We start from the raw sequence: 16,479 nt of genomic DNA, 5'->3' as shown, positions 1-16,479 counted from the left end.
TGATAATCAAGTAAATGAAGTCGCTATATTAACGCTGTGTTGCGCGTTGGCGATTCTTGCCGTTACTTGCGGGTTTACCACCTTGACCATTGCCCGCTTTGCTGCGGTTTGGCTTGCCATTTCCGCCGCCATTGCCTTGCGATTGCTGGCTAGCAGGGGCTTTTTTGATGAAGCCAGTCGCTGGTTTATTTCCATTACCGTTCTGCTTTCCGTTGCCCTGATTGCCGTTGTTTTGGCTACCTGTTGGCTTCTTACCACCCGGTTTAGGCTTATTGCCACCTGGCTTAGAATGGTTACGTGGGCTTTCGCCGCCAAGACCCGGTTGAGCTTTACTGTGCTTAGTTGCGAAACGTTGTGAGCCGTGACGACCAGACTTACGACGCTGTGCCGGTGTCTGAGCTTCAAAATCTTCTTCTGGTACTAAGCAGTTCGCTTTGTCACCAATTAGGTGCTTTTTGCCCATGCTGATTAGTGCTTCACGGATGATTTTCCAGTTTTCAGGATCGTGGTAACGAAGCAGTGCTTTATGCAGACGACGTTGACGATCACCTTTCGGTACAGGAACATCTTCACGCTTCTTATATTTCACGCGTTTCAGAGGGTTGGTCTCTGAGTAGTACATCGACGTTGCGTTACACATTGGTGATGGGTAGAAGTTCTGTACTTGGTCACACTCGTAGTTGTGCTTTTTCAGCCACATTGCAAGGTTAAGCATGTCTTCATCTTCTGTGCCCGGGTGAGCAGAGATGAAGTAAGGAATTAGATACTGTTTCTTACCGGCTTCAGCGCTGTACTTCTCGAACATCTCTTTGAAACGATCGTAAGTGCCCATGCCCGGCTTCATCATCAGGTCCAGTGGGCCTTTTTCAATATGCTCTGGAGCAATCTTCAAGTAACCACCAACGTGGTGAGTCACAAGCTCACGAACGTATTCTGGAGATTCAATCGCTAAGTCGTAACGTACACCAGAAGCGATCATGATCTTCTTAACGCCCGGTACTTTTCTCGCAGAGCGGTACAGGTCAATGGTGTGTTGATGGTCTGTGTTTAGCTTTTCACAGATTTTCGGGAACACACATGATGGACGACGACAGTTAATTTCAGCTTTTGGATCTGAACAACCTAAACGGTACATGTTCGCCGTTGGGCCGCCCAAGTCAGAAATAGTACCTGTGAAGCCTGGTACTTTATCTTTAATGTCTTCGATCTCATCCAAGATAGATTCTTTCGAACGGTTCTGAATGATACGACCTTCATGCTCTGTGATTGAACAGAAAGAACAACCACCAAAACAACCACGCATGATGTTAACCGAGGTTTTGATCATGTCGTATGCTGGGATTTTCGCTTTGCCGTACATCGGGTGCGGAACACGCTTGTAAGCAAGGCCAAACACGTAGTCCATCTCTTCTGTAGTCAATGGAATTGGCGCTTGGTTAACCCAAAGTTCGCGATCGCCGTGACGTTGGATCAGAGCTCGACCTGAGTACGGGTTTGTCTCAAGGTGCAGAATACGGCTAGCGTGAGCGTAAAGAATACGGTCATTGTTTAGCTTTTCGTAACCTGGGATACGAACCGCTGTAGTTTTTGCATCGTGACGAGAAGGACGAATAGTAATAGGTTGCGCTTTTACTTCTTCTTTTTCGTCTTTCTTGGTATCACACTGGGTTTCAACTTCGTACGGGTTCACCGGAACGTACGCTTTGTTCGGCTTTTCGATACGAGAAGAGTCAATGATCTTGAAGCCTTCAGGGGCCGCAGGAAGATTGATAGCAGTACCGCGAATATTGGTCAGCGTAGACATGTCTTCGCCGTCGGCGATGCGGTGTGCCACTTCAACCAGTGCACGCTCAGCGTTACCAAAAAGAAGAATGTCAGCTTTTGCATCAAATAATACAGAGCGACGAACTTTATCTGACCAGTAGTCGTAGTGAGCCACACGACGTAAGCTCGCTTCAATACCACCAAGCACGATTGGCGTGCCTTTGTAAGCTTCACGACAGCGTTGAGAGTAAACCAGAGTTGCACGGTCAGGACGCTTACCACCTTCGTTATTTGGCGTGTAAGCATCATCGTGACGTAATTTGCGATCAGAGGTGTAGCGGTTGATCATGGAGTCCATGTTACCCGCTGTGATGCCGAAGAATAAGTTAGGTTTACCTAGCTTCATGAAGGCATCTTTATTGTCCCACTTTGGTTGAGCAATAATGCCCACGCGGAAACCTTGAGCTTCAAGCAGACGGCCGATGATAGCCATACCAAAGCTCGGGTGATCGACATACGCGTCACCAGTTACAATAATAATGTCACAGCTATCCCATCCAAGAGCATCCATCTCCTTTCTACTGGTAGGCAAAAAGGGTGCAGTTCCGTAGCACTCGGCCCAGTATTTTTTGTGTTCGTGAATAGGAGTGATATCGCTGTACATATTTCAACCTCTGATTTTTGAGGCGGGAATTATAGCGGCATGAGCCTAGACTAGCCAGTAGAACATGCCCCTGTTAGTTCTGGTGTCTTTCGTCTTTTTACGGTAAATGGCGACAAAAGAGCCATACAACAGCATAGTTGAAGCCTTGAATAACGTCGCTAATTTGTGATTTTGATTAGTGTTCGCAGCAGTTTTTGATATTATTCGCGAAAATAAGTCTGAAGAAGTAGATCCACAATGGTCGAAACGTTATTAGTACAATTTGCTCCGATGCTTTTAGGAGCCCAACTGATCTTAACCCTCATCTTGGTGAAAGGGGATATTTGTCCGGGGCAGCGTGGTCGTATCCACAAGATGTTACCTGCGATTGGCGTGCTGTGGCTTGCCGTCGCTTCAGTAAAAATTGAAGCCTTTCTGGTCGTGTTTGCGATCTTTTACTTCTATTCTCAAGTCCAAACCAAGAAGACACGCGATTCTGGCCCTATTTGGGTGATGTACTTAGCTTGTGGTTTGGCATTGTCTTACGTGGCTATTCAAGCGACGGAACAAGCAACTACTGTTGGCATTATCACTACTGTATTGCTAGTGGCACTGTTAGGCTCAGCGTTTGGCCATTTATTGCTGACGATTGCAAGAACACGCTTACAGGCATTTCACCGAGTTCTGCCCGTTGTTGGTGTGCTGACGGGTATGTTAGTGGTTTTGGCGACAGTCGTGAGTGTTTATTCTCTTTCTGAAGCTCAATTAGAGCCTGTGATTTCAACGCTACTGTTCAGCTTTGCTTTGTTAATCTCCGCTATCGTGGTTTGGTGTTGGCATTTATTGTTCGTTAAAACCCCGGAAAAACTGCAACTGACAATTTCGTTACTGATGTTATTGGCGGCAGCTGTGGGTTTAACGCCAGTGTGGGCACTTTAATCGCGCACTTTCATTAATTACGTACGCTCATTAATCACGTATTCTCTTTAAGAAGTGTGATCAGTTTTTTAGCATGGCGTTGGTAAGCGTTCTAAACTTAATTCTAGTCGGTGTGTTCGTAAGGAGTACGAGATGGATTTAAGCAACGTCAAAGGTTTCGATAGCATTATCTTGCTGGGAATCGTGAATGAAAAACTTCGCCTAGAGTGCGATAGCTTTGAAGAGCTGATCAGTATGTATGAAATGGATATAGAAAGTGTCGTGGGTAAGCTGGATATGCTTGGCTATCAATACGACCCATTGACTAACCAGTTTAAGTCTTATCCAAGATAGTCTATTTTCGCGAATTAACAGATATCGAAAATCATCGGTACTGAAACTAAAAAGTCACAGATTATCTGTGACTTTTTTTGTTTCTGGCGTTTGCCTATCCGATTTAATACAGGCTTAAGCTAGTCCAATAATGAACCTCTTAAACGACCTCTATACCATCTAAGTGACTCTTACTCTGCTGTCTTGCTGTGCTAAAGAAAGCCTGTAGGTAACGTTTGTCTTTTTCTGAGTTTCTTACTGCGGCAAACAGTCTTCTTGAAAGCCCTTTACCTAACGGCTTGCTGGCTATCAAACCTTGTCTTGAGAACTCACTGATCGCCCAGTTTGGCAATGCCGCCACACCTAAACCCGCTGATACCATTTGCACCAACATCAAGGTGTTGTCTGCTTGTTTCCATTTCTTTGGTTCCACACCTGCTGGTTGCAAAAAGTGTTTCACGACGTCTAAACGCTGTTTTTGAACTGGATATGAGAGCATGGTGAGATCGCTAAGATCTTGCGGATCAATGCTCGCTTTATCGGCCAAAGGCGAGTTGATCGCGGTGATAAGGCGCATCTCAAAATCGAACAGCGGTTCGTAGTGAACTTCAGAACGAGGCTGTATATCTGAGGTGATCACCAAGTCCAATTCACCAGCCATTAATGCCGGTAGCGGTTCAAAACCAAAACCTGACGAGAAATCTAGGGTCACGCTTGGCCATGCAACTTGATATTCCTTCAAAGCGGGCATTAGCCATTGGAAGCATGAGTGACACTCAATCGCCATGTGCAATCGACCATTCACATCCTCTTTCAGGCTCGCCAACTCATTCTCTGCTTTAGCGATTCTTGGCTGTATCTCATCTGCGAGCTTAAGCAAGATCTCACCCTCAGAGGTGAATTTCACTGGCCTAGTTTTACGCAGGAAAAGCTGACCACCAATACGTGCCTCTAGGTCTTTCAATTGGTGTGAAAGTGCCGACTGAGTCAGGTGAAGAGAGGTTGCAGTCGCTGTCAGTGAGCCGTTGTCTCTTAAGGTAGTCAATGTTCGAAGGTGTTTAAGCTCTATCATGAGTATTCCTCATATTCCCTAAGCCAATTCAATATTTCTTAATAATCACCCTACGGGGTTTTTTATCATTTGTAAACGTCTAGATGTCCAGATGGATTTTTTTTATTCATCTTCGGTCTGTTCAATATGAATATTTGTAATAAACAAGATGAATATTTGGACGTTGTTCATCGTTCAGATTAGGTGGATAGTTTAGCCATCCAGACGCCTTTCTGTAAAAGTAAAAACCATGACAGGCAGTCTGACCGGAAATTAAAATTATCGAATAAGGAACAGACTCATGACGACAACAACGCATATTCTTGGCTACCCACGTATCGGCGAAAAACGCGAACTTAAATTCACACTAGAGAAGTACTGGCGCGGCGAGATTGGTCAATCTGAGCTCAAGCAGCTCGGCAGCGAATTGAGAAATCGTAACTGGAATGTACAAGCCGACGCGAATCTAAGCTTTGCAACTGCGGGTGACTTCGCATGGTACGACCATGTTCTAACAACGACGTTACTTCTAGGCCATGTACCTAAGCGTCACGCTGGTGGATCAGAAGATGAAAAAGCCTTCCCAGATTTAGATACCTTGTTCCGCGTTGGTCGCGGTCAATCTCAAACACAAATACAATCTCAAAGGCAGCCAACTTGTTGTGGCGCTAAGCACGGCTCTGAAAGCGCTAAAGATGGTGCAGCAGCATCAGACATGACCAAGTGGTTCAACACTAACTATCACTACATTGTTCCTGAGTTCAGTAAAGACGACACCTTTGAAGTGAGCTGGCCACAACTGCTTGACGAAGTGAGTGAAGCGATTAAAGCGGGGCATAAAGTGAAGCCAGTTCTTCTCGGCCCGCTGTCTTACTTATATCTCGGCAAAGAAGTGGAAGAGGGCTTTGACCGTTTAACCTTGCTCCCACGTTTGCTTACCGCTTACCAAGCAATTCTGGCAAAACTGGCCAAGTTGGGTGTTGAGTGGGTTCAAATCGATGAACCTATCCTTTCTCTGGAACTTGAAACTAAGTGGGCAGATTCATTCAAATTGGCTTATCAGGTGATTCAAGGTGATGTGAAGCTACTCCTTACCACGTACTTTGATTCTGTGACTGATACGTTAGACAAAATTGTAGAACTGCCCGTCAACGGCTTACACATCGACTTGGCTGCCGCACCGCAGCAACTCGATGAAGTGGTGAATAAGCTACCTGAAGATTGGGTGCTTTCTGCGGGTGCAATCAATGGACGCAATGTTTGGCGAGCCGACTTAGCCGCGCAGCTTGAGTTGCTGCAACCTGTGAAAGACAAGCTAGGCGATAAACTATGGGTCGCAAGTTCATGTTCACTGCTGCATAGCCCGGTTGACCTTGAGTTAGAAGAGACGCTTAGTGAAGAAGTGAAGAGTTGGTTTGCCTTTGCAAAACAGAAAGTGACAGAGGTGAGCTTATTGGGTGCGGCGTTAGACGGCGACCAAAATGCCATTTTAGCGTGTGAGACTTACAGCCAACCGATTGTTGCACGCAAGAGCGCGACTCATGTGAACAAGCCGCAAGTTCAAGCTCGTCTTAGCACGATTACTAAAGCGCTAGCAGAGCGCACTGCTCCATACGCAGAACGTGCCGCGCACCAGTCTGAGGTGTTGGGTTTACCGTTACTGCCAACTACAACCATTGGTTCGTTCCCACAGACAGGCGAGATCCGTGTTCAACGTAGCGCTTACCGCACTGGCAAACTCAGTGAAGCGGAATATAACACTGCATTGAAAGGCCATATTGCGGATGCCGTTAAACGTCAAGAAGCACTGGATTTGGATGTGCTTGTTCATGGCGAAGCTGAACGTAACGACATGGTGGAGTACTTCGCAGAAAACCTAGCAGGCTTTCAAACCACTAAGTTTGGTTGGGTACAAAGCTATGGCTCACGCTGCGTGAAGCCGGCGATTGTGGTCGCGGATATTGAACGAGAAAAACCAATGACGGTGGAATGGTCGACCTATGCCCAATCTCTGACCTCGAAGCAGATGAAAGGGATGCTGACAGGCCCAGTCACTATCTTATGTTGGACATTCCCACGTGAAGACATCTCACGTAAAGAGATCACTAATCAACTGGCGTTTGCTCTGCGAGATGAAGTGTCTGATTTGCAAGACGCGGGCATCAACATTATCCAAATCGATGAACCAGCGATTCGTGAAGGTTTGCCACTGAAAAAGCGCGACCACGCAGAATACCTAGAGTGGGCGGTTGATGCCTTTAAGATCTCAGCGGCGAGTGCGAAACCTGAAACTCAAATCCATACCCATATGTGTTACAGCGAGTTCAACGAGATCATTGATTCAGTAGCCGCGCTAGATGCCGATGTGATTACTATTGAGACTTCTCGCTCGAACATGGAACTGCTGAAAGCATTTGAAGAGTTCAACTACCCGAATGCGATTGGACCTGGTGTTTACGATATTCACTCACCAAACATTCCTTCAGAAGAGTGGATTGTTGATTTACTTAAGAAAGCGGCAGAGAAAATTCCAGCAGAACGTTTGTGGGCAAACCCTGATTGCGGGCTGAAGACGCGTAATTGGGCAGAGACGGAAGCGGCGCTGACTAATTTAGTTTCGGCGACTAAGGCACTGCGTAAAGAGTGGGAATCAACCGAGGCATAATTCAGTCTAGGATTTAGATTGCTTCATAAAACAAAGGCCTCGCAAATGCGAGGCCTTCTGGTTTTATACTTGCTCGGTCGAATCTAGCTGCTGCTCTGACACGTCTCTTTGCTGATCAACTTCTCAACCATCAGTTGTCCGCGAGTGTTGCGAATCTTGATGTTGTAAGCCAAGCCCATATCGAGGTTTGCTCTCACTTCAGAGTTGGTGCAGTAGCTATTCACACTCATGTCTACAACTTGGTTTAAAGGCTTAGCACCTTTTGCATCTTGGTTGTAGATCATCATGATTTCGATAACCGTGTTTTTTGCTAGCACGCGCATGACCGACAGTGGGCCATACTCAATCGGCAGGCCTGCAGATAAAACGCCAGCTCGGTGCTGCGCCATCATCTCTAGCTGTCTTTGTTGGTCTTGCTCACTTGAAGCACAGCCTGCAAGCAGAGCTAAAGCCAGTGAGCCAATAATCCATTTTTTCACGTTAAAATACTTTTTTGAATGGTTTTACAATCACATTTTGGTAAACGCCAGCATCAATGTACGGGTCAGCGTCTGCCCATGCTTGTGCATCTTCCAAAGAGTTAAATTCAGCAATCACAGTTGAACCTGTAAAGCCCGCTTCGCCAGGGTTATCTGAGTCAATAGCTGGCATTGGACCCGCTGTTAACAGTCGGCCTTCATCGTGAAGTGTTTGTAGGCGTTCTAGATGTTGTGGGCGAACACTTAGGCGTTTTTCTAATGAATTTTCGACGTCTTGAGAAAAAATCACGTACCACATATTGAGATATCCTTATTTTACTTCACTAAATTTGGGGCGTTTAAATTCGCTATCTTGCTAATTTACGCGAACTAATTGGTATTGGAAGGGCTAATGATAAGAAATTGTGAATTGGTGCGAGAGAGTTGTATGGTCTTTAGCAATTTCATTTATAAAAACTAAAGACCATCGATGCCACACGCTTAATATATGGTGTTATTTGTTGATTGGGCGAGGCTTCCCACTTTCATCAACCGCAACGTAGTTGAATGTCGCGCCACATACCTTGTAGCGGTCACCAATACCGTGGTCAAGTACAGGCTTAACCCATACTTCTAGGTCGATATTCATCGAGCTGCGACCAATCTTAGTGCAGTCACCATAAACGCACACAACATCACCCACAGAAACCGGCTGTTTGAACTCGATACTCGATACTGAAACCGTGACTATCTTGCCGTTAGAGATCTCTTTTGCCAGTATGCCGCCAGCAAGGTCAAGCTGAGACATTATCCAACCACCGAAAATCTGGCCCGCTGCATTTGTATCAGAAGGCATCGCTAATGTGCGAAGAAGTAAAGAACCAATCGGGTTCAAAGTTGATTGAATAGTCATTGTCGTACTCTTAATGGTATTGATTGTTTTATATAAAAATAGATGTGTTTACGAGACTCGCGGTGGTCGAATTTTTAACGTCTTCACCGAACACAAATAATCAGTGGCCAATGATCGCGAGTATCATTGGCCAATCGCATATTGATAATAATTGTATCAAATAGGGTATGAGGACTCATCCCTAAGGGCTATTTCTCGTCGGTATTATTATCTGTTAACTCTTTTTGCTGGTCTTTTGGTAGATGCTTATAGATGTATACACCCGTAAGTAAAGTGAAGAGCAAGGTAGCGATGAGCAAACCAAACACTTTGAAGTTAACCCAAACATCCAACGGTAGGCTGAAAGCAACGTAAACGTTGAGAACGGCACATAGAGTAAAGAATAGAGTCCATGCCCAGTTGATCTTGCCCCATACTGAATCAGGCAGTGTGATCTCTTTGCCTAACATACCCTTAATCGCTGATTTACCCATGATGTGACTGACCGTCAGACCAATCGCAAACAGTGCGTAAACGATGGTGACTTTCCATTTAATGAAGTTGTCGTCGTGCAAGAAGATGGTCATGCCACCAAATACGGCAACCATTAGAAAGGTGATGACCTGCATTTTTTCGACTTTCTTGTAGATGAAGTACGTCATAATAATTTGAACTGCAGAGGCAACGATCAAAGCACCGGTCGCGGTATAGATGTCGTACATCTTATAAAGCGCAAAGAAAATAATGAGAGGAATGAAATCAAGAATTTGTTTCATGAGACACTGACTATCCAGTTAGTTGAGTTGATGACAGTCTAACGAAAACTGTCTCGATGCTAAATAGCCCGAGACAATTGGGTGCCAATTAATTCAATCTAACCGCTCATCGTGTTTTACGAGTTTTAACAGTTTATCGCATTGACGAGGTTTGGTAGCGAGGTATCAGCTTCTTGATGTCTTCAAGATAACCTTCGCTTTTCAAGCTGTCTAAGGTGTTTTCGAGTTCTTGTTCGCTCATGGCAAAACACGTCGATTTACCGGTCGTTAAGTCGAGATACTCGTGATATTCACGTTCTGTGAAGTGGCCAATTCTGTCCATTAATAATGTTTTAATTCCATGGTGAATCAAGCCGTAATACGTATGTCTTTGTAAGGTCATAGCCTATCCTCCGTGACAAGCTGCAGTGAAACTGTTGCAACCTGCTGTATATTGGTTGGGTTATCTATGACAAAGCAATTCGAATGCCATTTTCTCCAACTGAACAGAATAAATACCCGACTAAATAGAATTGAACTTCTTTTCAAATAGTTAAGACGAAGTACATTCTATTCTCTGACAACCAATACGTAACAGACATAAAATAGTTTCATTTTGAGAACGATGAAATTCTCATTATGACGCTCTACTGCCGTTTATAGTGTGGTTCTATCTACGGTGATGGCCGCTAATCGACAAGCCAATCAACAAGCGTAGATAAAGATGTATTTTGTCGATTCTTAGGCTGCAGCAAGAAGTAACCATTTCCAGAAAAGACACTGCCTTCACTCACTTTCACCAACCTGCCCAAATCGATATCTTGCTTGGCCAGCGTGATGTCGCCTATGGCAATGCCAAATCCTTGAATGGCTGCATTCATCGCTTGATCAAGTGTCGCGAATTGTTGGTTGTTCTTACTTGAAAGGTCGTGGCTTCCTATGTGTTCTAACCATAGTCGCCAATCACTTTGCTCATTGTTGGCGTGTAACCAAGTGTATTGAGCGAGCTTGTGTGGCTTGATGATAGTAGAAGAGCTACTTACAAGATGGCTCTGAGTAATGCTTTGCGCCTGGCAGACCGGAGCCAGCTGTTCGTTGAATAATAACTGGCTCACAATCGATTGTTGGTTTGGCTTCTTACCATAGGTGATTACGGCGTCAAACGGGTCAAAGCTTGGTTCAAAAACGTGCTTGATGGTCGACGTGAGCTCGACATCAATTTCAGGGTAGGCTTGCTGAAAAGACATCAACTTGGGTAGCAGCCAAGAGGTAATACAGCTGGGGGCGTTGAGTTTGATCTTAGAGGGAGAACTTGCGACTTGATTGAGAGCCGATTGCAGTTGATGAATCGTTCCTTGTATAAGAGGAACCAGCTCTTCTCCTTTAGGTGTTAAAGACAATCCTCGAGCATGGCGATAGAAGAGATCACAGCCAAGGCTTTCTTCAAACGACAATATCTGACGACTTACTGCACCTTGCGTAACATTGAGCTCATGTGCCGCTCGCGTAAAGTTGAGATGCCTTGCCGTCGACAAGAACGCGAGCAAGGTTTTAGTTGAAGGAAGTGTGCGATTCATATCTTTACCTATGACTTTTTATCATGGCTATTATGTGATTATTTCGATTCATTTATCAATAGTGTTCTGTTTGAATGTAAATACTTAATCATCATTTGTGATTCAATATGTGTATAAGTCACATTTTTTGAATATGAAGGCAGTGGTGAAGACATTGTGATTTTGTGAAAGGGATAGCTTCTTGACATCTTTTATCGATAGTTTAGTACCTCAGGCTGTAAAAAAATTAATACCTTATCAATCAGCAAGAAGAATTGGCGGTGATGGACGTGTCTGGCTAAACGCCAATGAATTGGAAAGCTCGCTGTTTCAAGGAGAAGTAAGTCACAACCGATACCCAGACTTCTTACCACAAGATATTGCTAAGGCTTACCAAGATTACTGTGGCACTGATGCTGCGACTGTTGCCGTTCGTGGCGCCGATGAAGCGATTGATTTGCTGATCAGAACATTCTGTAAACCGGCAAGCGACAACATACTTATCTGTTCACCCACGTATGCGATGTATGAGTTTTGCGCCGATGCATTGGCGATTAATACCTTGGACTCTCCATTGCAGCAAGATTTCAGCCTGAACGTCGCTGATATCGTGAATAAGGCAGAGCTGGCGAATATCGTGTTTCTTTGCTCACCAAACAACCCAACGGGTAATGTGATTCCTAAATCGGATTTGATTCAGGTACTGGAAGGCACGATTGGAAAATCTCTAGTGGTAGTCGATGAAGCGTATATCGAGTTTGAACCACAAACGTCAGCGGTGAGCCTTATTGAGCGTTATCCGCATTTGGTAGTAATTCGCACCTTGTCTAAGGCGTTTGGACTGGCTGCGGTTCGTTGTGGTTTTATCTTAGCGAGTCAAAATGTGATGCAGTATGTTGCGAAGCTGATTCCACCTTATCCGATGCCGGATTGCTCATCGCAAATCGTGTTAGACGCTTTGTCTGATGAACGAGTCTCAGTGATGCAAGACGCCACACAAAAGCTGGTCGAACTACGTAACTGGTTTGCTTGTGAGTTAACGCAGTTTGATTTCATCGAGTCTGTTTACCCTTCATCGACGAACTTTATTTTGCTGCGTCAAAAACCTGGGCATCAAGTGTTCAGTGTATTGGCGAAGGATGGCATTGTGACAAGGAATCAAAACCACGAACCTGCTTTGCGTAACTGTGTACGAATCAGTATTGGTAGCCAAGAGAGCATGCTAGAAGTGATAACGTCATTTACACGTTACCAAACCGAATTAGAAAAGAATCAACAAAGTAAACAAGTTCAACAATCTCAACATAAAGAAACTCAATCTCAACTCGATAAAAATCATATCTAGGATGGCAATGATGAAAAAGATAATACTAGGACTCGCTTGTGCGGCCGCTTTACTTGGTACAACGGTACAGGCGAAAGAAATCCGTTTGGCGTCAGACTTTACCTATCCGCCATTCAACTACAAAAACAGTGATGGTGTGCCTGTCGGGTTTGACATTGAGATAGCTGATGCCTTGTGTGAGCAAGCCAAACTCGATTGTACTTGGGTTTCACAAAGTTGGGACTCGCTAATTCCAAGTTTGCTGGCAAGAAAGTCAGATGTGATCATGGCTTCAATGCGTATTACCGAAGAGCGTAAGCGCAAGATTTTGTTCACCGATAAGTATTACCAAACACCAGCCGTATTTGTTGCTGCCAAAAGTGCAAAGTTTGATATTGATAAGCAAGGCCTCGATGGTAAAACTATTGGAGTACAGCAAGGAACGATTCACGATCGCTACGTAACAGACAAGTTTGGGGATGTCGCAAATATTAAGCGTTATACCGGCCAAGATGAGGTGTATCTGGATCTGCAAAACGGTCGTCTAGATCTAACCTTCGGCAACTCAGATCAGCTGTCATTGGCTTTCTTAGACAAGAAAGAAGGTGAGGGTTTTGAATTCAAAGGCAAAGCAGTGACCGACAAAGCCTACATTGGCGAAGGCACGGCACTAGCGTTAAGAAAGCAGGATTCAAAACTGGCGAAACAATTCAATGCCGCGATTGAAGAGATCAGAGCGAACGGTACTTACGACAAGATCGCCGCTAAGTACTTCACGTTTGATATCTACGGGGCTGATTTGTAATTCGTCTAACACCTAAAAATTAGAACACCAAAAACAAAAATCCGAGGGCTGTAAGGCTCTCGGATTTTCTAGTTTATGCTGGTGGTGTCAATTCAAGTCACCACCAACTTAGCGCTTAATATTACGCTTGCTGTTTTTGTAGCTCAGCTTCTTTCGCTTCGTCTTCGATTAGAGAATCAACGATGACTGCACATGCTGCATCACCAGTGATGTTCAGAGCAGTACGGATCATGTCGAAGATACGGTCTAGAGCAAACAACAGAGGTAGACCTTCAATAGGTATACCAGCTGCTAGCAGAACCGCAACCACTAGGAAAGAAGGACCTGGAACACCTGCTTGACCAACTGCGCCTAGCGTCGACGTTACGATGATAGCAACGTAAGCACCCATAGACAGGTCGATGTTGAACAGCTGTGCGAAGAAGATAGCAACTAGGCCGTAGTAAATTGCATTACCAGACATGTTGATCGTCGCACCAAGTGGCAGAACGAATGAAGCCGTAGAGTTGCGAACGCCAAGTTCTTTCTCTACCGTTTCCATTGTTACTGGCAGTGTCGCCATTGAAGAGGCTGTTGATAGTGCAACCGCTTGAGGCTTCTTCATTGCCACTAGGAACTTCTTAGCTGAAGTCTTAGTGAAGATCTGAATCATCAGTGGGTAAGCAACAAAACCGAAGATCAGGATCGCAGCGATGTAAACAACGAACAGTTTGAACACAACCATAAGTGCGCCAAAACCGAATGTACCAACTGCTTCTGCCATTAGGCCGAATACGCCAAGTGGTGCAATGATCATAACCTTGTTGATCATCCAAACCATAGCGTCAACAATCGCGTTTACGCCATTGATGATAGGATCACGTTTTTCTTTCGCTTGTTTAGAAATCGCAATACCGAAGAATAAGCAGAAAACGAGAATTTGCAGAATGTTTGCTTCATTCAATGATTGGAAAACGTTGGTAGGGATCATGCCAGTGATGGTTGCCCAGAACGTTGGAAGTTCGCCTTTCGCAGCGTATTCAGAAGAGAACATGCCTTCTACGCCAGAAACATCGATACCACGACCCGGTTCGAATACTTCACCCATTACTAGCGCTAGCGCTACAGCAAGTGCAGACGTTAGTGCAAAGTAACCCAATGTAGTTACGCCGACTTTACCTGCAGATGAACTGTTGCCTAAACCAGCAGCACCTGAAATCAGTGCAACTGCGACTAGAGGGATAACCAACATCTTGATCAAGTTGATGAAGATAGCACCCAGTGGAGCGAACATAGTTGCGCTGTCACCCATCATCGCACCAACTACAGTACCGACGATCATTGCAATAACGACTTGAACGCCGATGTTGCTTAGTAAACTCTTTTCTTTTAACACTTCCATAACCTCTGTGCTACTAAATATAAAAATCCCAGAACTACTCACCAATGTACGATGTACCATTGGATTAATATTTCGCGACGAGTTTTACACGTATCCTTTACATTTATCAATATGAGCAGAGGTGAAAGTCTCTGAAAAACAGGTGGTCTAATGTCATTTGTTGATTTTGCACAACAATGCAATCGTTTGCCTTGGTTTTTTATAGCGATGTTATTTGTTGAATTTATAAAAGCTTTTTCGCTGGAGGTTTTGTGAATGATTTACAATCGTTGGTGTTGAAAACGTCCCATTAACATTTTGATTTCATTTGCGAGTGTTTTTTGAGCGTTTGTGTTGGGGTAAATCCACAGGTACGTGTTGTGTGAAATTTAGCCTGAACTATGCTTAAGGTATCTATTTATTACCAAGATGTTACCTCTGCGCTTTAAATAAAACGTCTATCTAGCATCTCAGTTGTAAGGAGAGGGGCTATGACTTTTATATTAAAGTACTTGTTTGCGTTTCTTCTGTTGCTCAGCTCAGTGTTTGCTCAGGCCGATGATGTCTGGGTGATTGAGGTGAACGGAGGGATAGGTCCGGCGACCAGTGATTACCTCACTAGAGAAATAGAACAAGCTCACGATGAGCAAGCAAAGCTCATTATTTTGAAAATGAACACGCCTGGCGGGTTAGATTCGTCGATGCGTGACATTATTCGATCCATCACCACGTCACCGATTCCAGTAGCTACTTGGGTTGGGCCTGCGGGCTCACGAGCAGCGAGCGCCGGAACCTATATTTTACTTGCTAGCCATATCGCCTCTATGGCGCCCGGAACCAATTTAGGCGCAGCCACGCCAGTGTCTCTTGGCGGTGGCAAAGCGCCGACTAATCCTTTATCGCCTCAAGATGATGCCAATAAAGATGACAACACATCAGTGAGTGAGCAAGACGAAACAAAACAAGAGAACTCAGAACAAGTAAAAGCCACCACTGCGATGGAGAAGAAAGTCATCAATGATGCTGCTGCCTACATTGTTAGCTTGGCCAAATTGCACAACCGTAACGAAGAATGGGCAGAAAAAGCGGTAAGAGAAGCGGCGAGTTTGGACTCAGAGAATGCACTGACACTTAACGTGATCGATTTTTTTGCTAGTGACCTTCAGCAATTGGTTGAACTAAGCAACGGACGCACCATCACCATTAACGGTATCAATCAGGAAGTCCAACTTAGTGATGTGGCTTTTGTCGAGCGTGAACAAGACTGGCGCTTTAGTTTGCTTTCGGTGATTACGAATCCAAATGTCGCTTACATCCTCATGCTCATCGGTATCTATGGTTTGTTGCTGGAGTTTTATAACCCAGGGGTCGGCTTACCGGGTGTATTGGGCGGTATCTGTCTGTTATTGGCGATGTACTCGTTACAAATGCTGCCTGTGAGTTACGCGGGTCTTGCTTTGATCTTGTTGGGTATAGCTTTAATGGTTGCGGAAGCCTTTAGTCCGAGCTTTGGTATTTTCGGTTTGGGTGGCGTTGCTGCATTTACATTGGGCTCAATCATGCTGATGGACACTGAAGTACCGGGTTACCAAATCGCATTGCCGTTAATTATCGGAATCAGTTTGTTCTCTGTAGCGTTTATTGTCATAACCATATCCATGTTAGTTCGAGTGAGAAACAAGCCAGTGACTACGGGGGTGGAAGCGGTTGTCGGCGACACCGGCAAAGTGGTAAGCGGCTTCCCCGGTGTGGGGCGTGTGCTAGTCGAAGGTGAGATCTGGCAAGCCAAATGTGCGAGTGAATTGCAAGCGGGGCAAATTATCAGAGTGACCAAGCTGACGGGGCTATCTTTGGATGTTGAGGCGTTGCCCGATGAGACATCTTCGAAATCTGGTTAGCGCGGACTGTTAGCGTGGAGTGCTAGTACAAACGTTATTGAATTATTAATTGCTTAG

The 16,479-nt window shown here is 44.9% G+C and carries 15 protein-coding genes; 6 read left to right on the top strand and 9 right to left on the bottom strand.

The annotated features are described in order from the left end of the window. Positions 1-28 precede the first annotated feature (28 nt). Entirely contained in the window at positions 29-2,335 is a 2,307-nt protein-coding gene (locus AC3CH3_RS09615) for a YgiQ family radical SAM protein (RefSeq protein WP_488537043.1), read from the bottom strand. A gap of 330 nt (positions 2,336-2,665) precedes the next feature. Between AC3CH3_RS09615 and AC3CH3_RS09610 the strand changes: the two genes are divergently transcribed. Both AC3CH3_RS09610 and AC3CH3_RS09605 read left to right on the top strand, forming a co-directional pair. Then, a complete protein-coding gene (locus AC3CH3_RS09610) occupies positions 2,666-3,346 on the top strand; it encodes a hypothetical protein (RefSeq protein WP_017069996.1) in 681 nt (226 codons plus the stop codon). Between the two features lie 132 nt (positions 3,347-3,478). Then, on the top strand, positions 3,479-3,679 hold the full coding sequence (locus AC3CH3_RS09605; protein ID WP_004736508.1) for a DUF4250 domain-containing protein: 201 nt from the start codon (positions 3,479-3,481) through the stop codon (positions 3,677-3,679). Between the two features lie 139 nt (positions 3,680-3,818). Here AC3CH3_RS09605 and AC3CH3_RS09600 read toward each other — a convergent pair whose 3' ends face one another. Beyond that, positions 3,819-4,730 carry a LysR substrate-binding domain-containing protein gene (locus tag AC3CH3_RS09600; protein ID WP_019821102.1) on the bottom strand — a complete coding sequence of 304 codons (912 nt, stop codon included), beginning with the start codon at positions 4,728-4,730 and terminating at the stop codon, positions 3,819-3,821. 280 nt (positions 4,731-5,010) lie between these two features. Here AC3CH3_RS09600 and metE point away from each other — a divergent pair, with 280 nt between their 5' ends. Continuing rightward, complete coding sequence (metE, locus tag AC3CH3_RS09595) at positions 5,011-7,374, top strand: 5-methyltetrahydropteroyltriglutamate--homocysteine S-methyltransferase (RefSeq protein WP_488537042.1); 2,364 nt, start codon at positions 5,011-5,013, stop codon at positions 7,372-7,374. An 83-nt stretch (positions 7,375-7,457) separates the two neighbouring features. On the opposite strand, the gene AC3CH3_RS09590 is transcribed toward metE, so the two are convergent. The 6 genes from AC3CH3_RS09590 to AC3CH3_RS09565 form a co-directional block, all read right to left on the bottom strand. Next, positions 7,458-7,853, bottom strand: a complete 396-nt coding sequence (locus tag AC3CH3_RS09590; protein ID WP_372152801.1) for a GspS/AspS pilotin family protein — start codon at positions 7,851-7,853, stop codon at positions 7,458-7,460. A gap of 1 nt (position 7,854) precedes the next feature. After that, positions 7,855-8,151, bottom strand: coding sequence for a YciI family protein (locus AC3CH3_RS09585; protein ID WP_004741234.1), 297 nt, complete (start codon positions 8,149-8,151; stop codon positions 7,855-7,857). Positions 8,152-8,346: 195 nt separating this feature from the next. Next, positions 8,347-8,745, bottom strand: coding sequence for an acyl-CoA thioester hydrolase YciA (gene yciA, locus AC3CH3_RS09580; protein WP_017061510.1), 399 nt, complete (start codon positions 8,743-8,745; stop codon positions 8,347-8,349). A gap of 188 nt (positions 8,746-8,933) precedes the next feature. Next, positions 8,934-9,500 carry a septation protein A gene (locus AC3CH3_RS09575; RefSeq protein ID WP_019821107.1) on the bottom strand — a complete coding sequence of 189 codons (567 nt, stop codon included), beginning with the start codon at positions 9,498-9,500 and terminating at the stop codon, positions 8,934-8,936. A gap of 133 nt (positions 9,501-9,633) precedes the next feature. Beyond that, positions 9,634-9,882 (bottom strand): hypothetical protein, encoded by a 249-nt coding sequence (locus AC3CH3_RS09570; RefSeq protein ID WP_017069991.1) that lies wholly within the window; start codon positions 9,880-9,882, stop codon positions 9,634-9,636. A 286-nt stretch (positions 9,883-10,168) separates the two neighbouring features. Further along, positions 10,169-11,056, bottom strand: coding sequence for a LysR substrate-binding domain-containing protein (locus AC3CH3_RS09565; protein WP_237290227.1), 888 nt, complete (start codon positions 11,054-11,056; stop codon positions 10,169-10,171). 181 nt (positions 11,057-11,237) lie between these two features. Between AC3CH3_RS09565 and hisC the strand changes: the two genes are divergently transcribed. Then, positions 11,238-12,380, top strand: a complete 1,143-nt coding sequence (gene hisC, locus AC3CH3_RS09560) for a histidinol-phosphate transaminase (RefSeq protein WP_019821112.1) — start codon at positions 11,238-11,240, stop codon at positions 12,378-12,380. A gap of 10 nt (positions 12,381-12,390) precedes the next feature. After that, complete coding sequence (locus tag AC3CH3_RS09555; protein ID WP_019821114.1) at positions 12,391-13,164, top strand: ABC transporter substrate-binding protein; 774 nt, start codon at positions 12,391-12,393, stop codon at positions 13,162-13,164. Between the two features lie 121 nt (positions 13,165-13,285). Here the strand turns inward: AC3CH3_RS09555 and AC3CH3_RS09550 are convergent, their stop codons facing one another. Beyond that, positions 13,286-14,605 (bottom strand): dicarboxylate/amino acid:cation symporter, encoded by a 1,320-nt coding sequence (locus AC3CH3_RS09550; RefSeq protein ID WP_019821116.1) that lies wholly within the window; start codon positions 14,603-14,605, stop codon positions 13,286-13,288. Between the two features lie 410 nt (positions 14,606-15,015). Between AC3CH3_RS09550 and AC3CH3_RS09545 the strand changes: the two genes are divergently transcribed. Next, positions 15,016-16,422: an NfeD family protein gene (locus tag AC3CH3_RS09545; RefSeq protein ID WP_488537041.1), complete on the top strand. Its 1,407-nt coding sequence runs from the start codon at positions 15,016-15,018 to the stop codon at positions 16,420-16,422. Positions 16,423-16,479 lie beyond the last annotated feature (57 nt).

Source organism: Vibrio sp. QJM3NY_35, assembly GCF_057785915.1.
The sequence above is the reverse complement of the archived record's forward strand: the minus strand, read 5'-3'. Positions and strand labels throughout refer to the sequence as shown.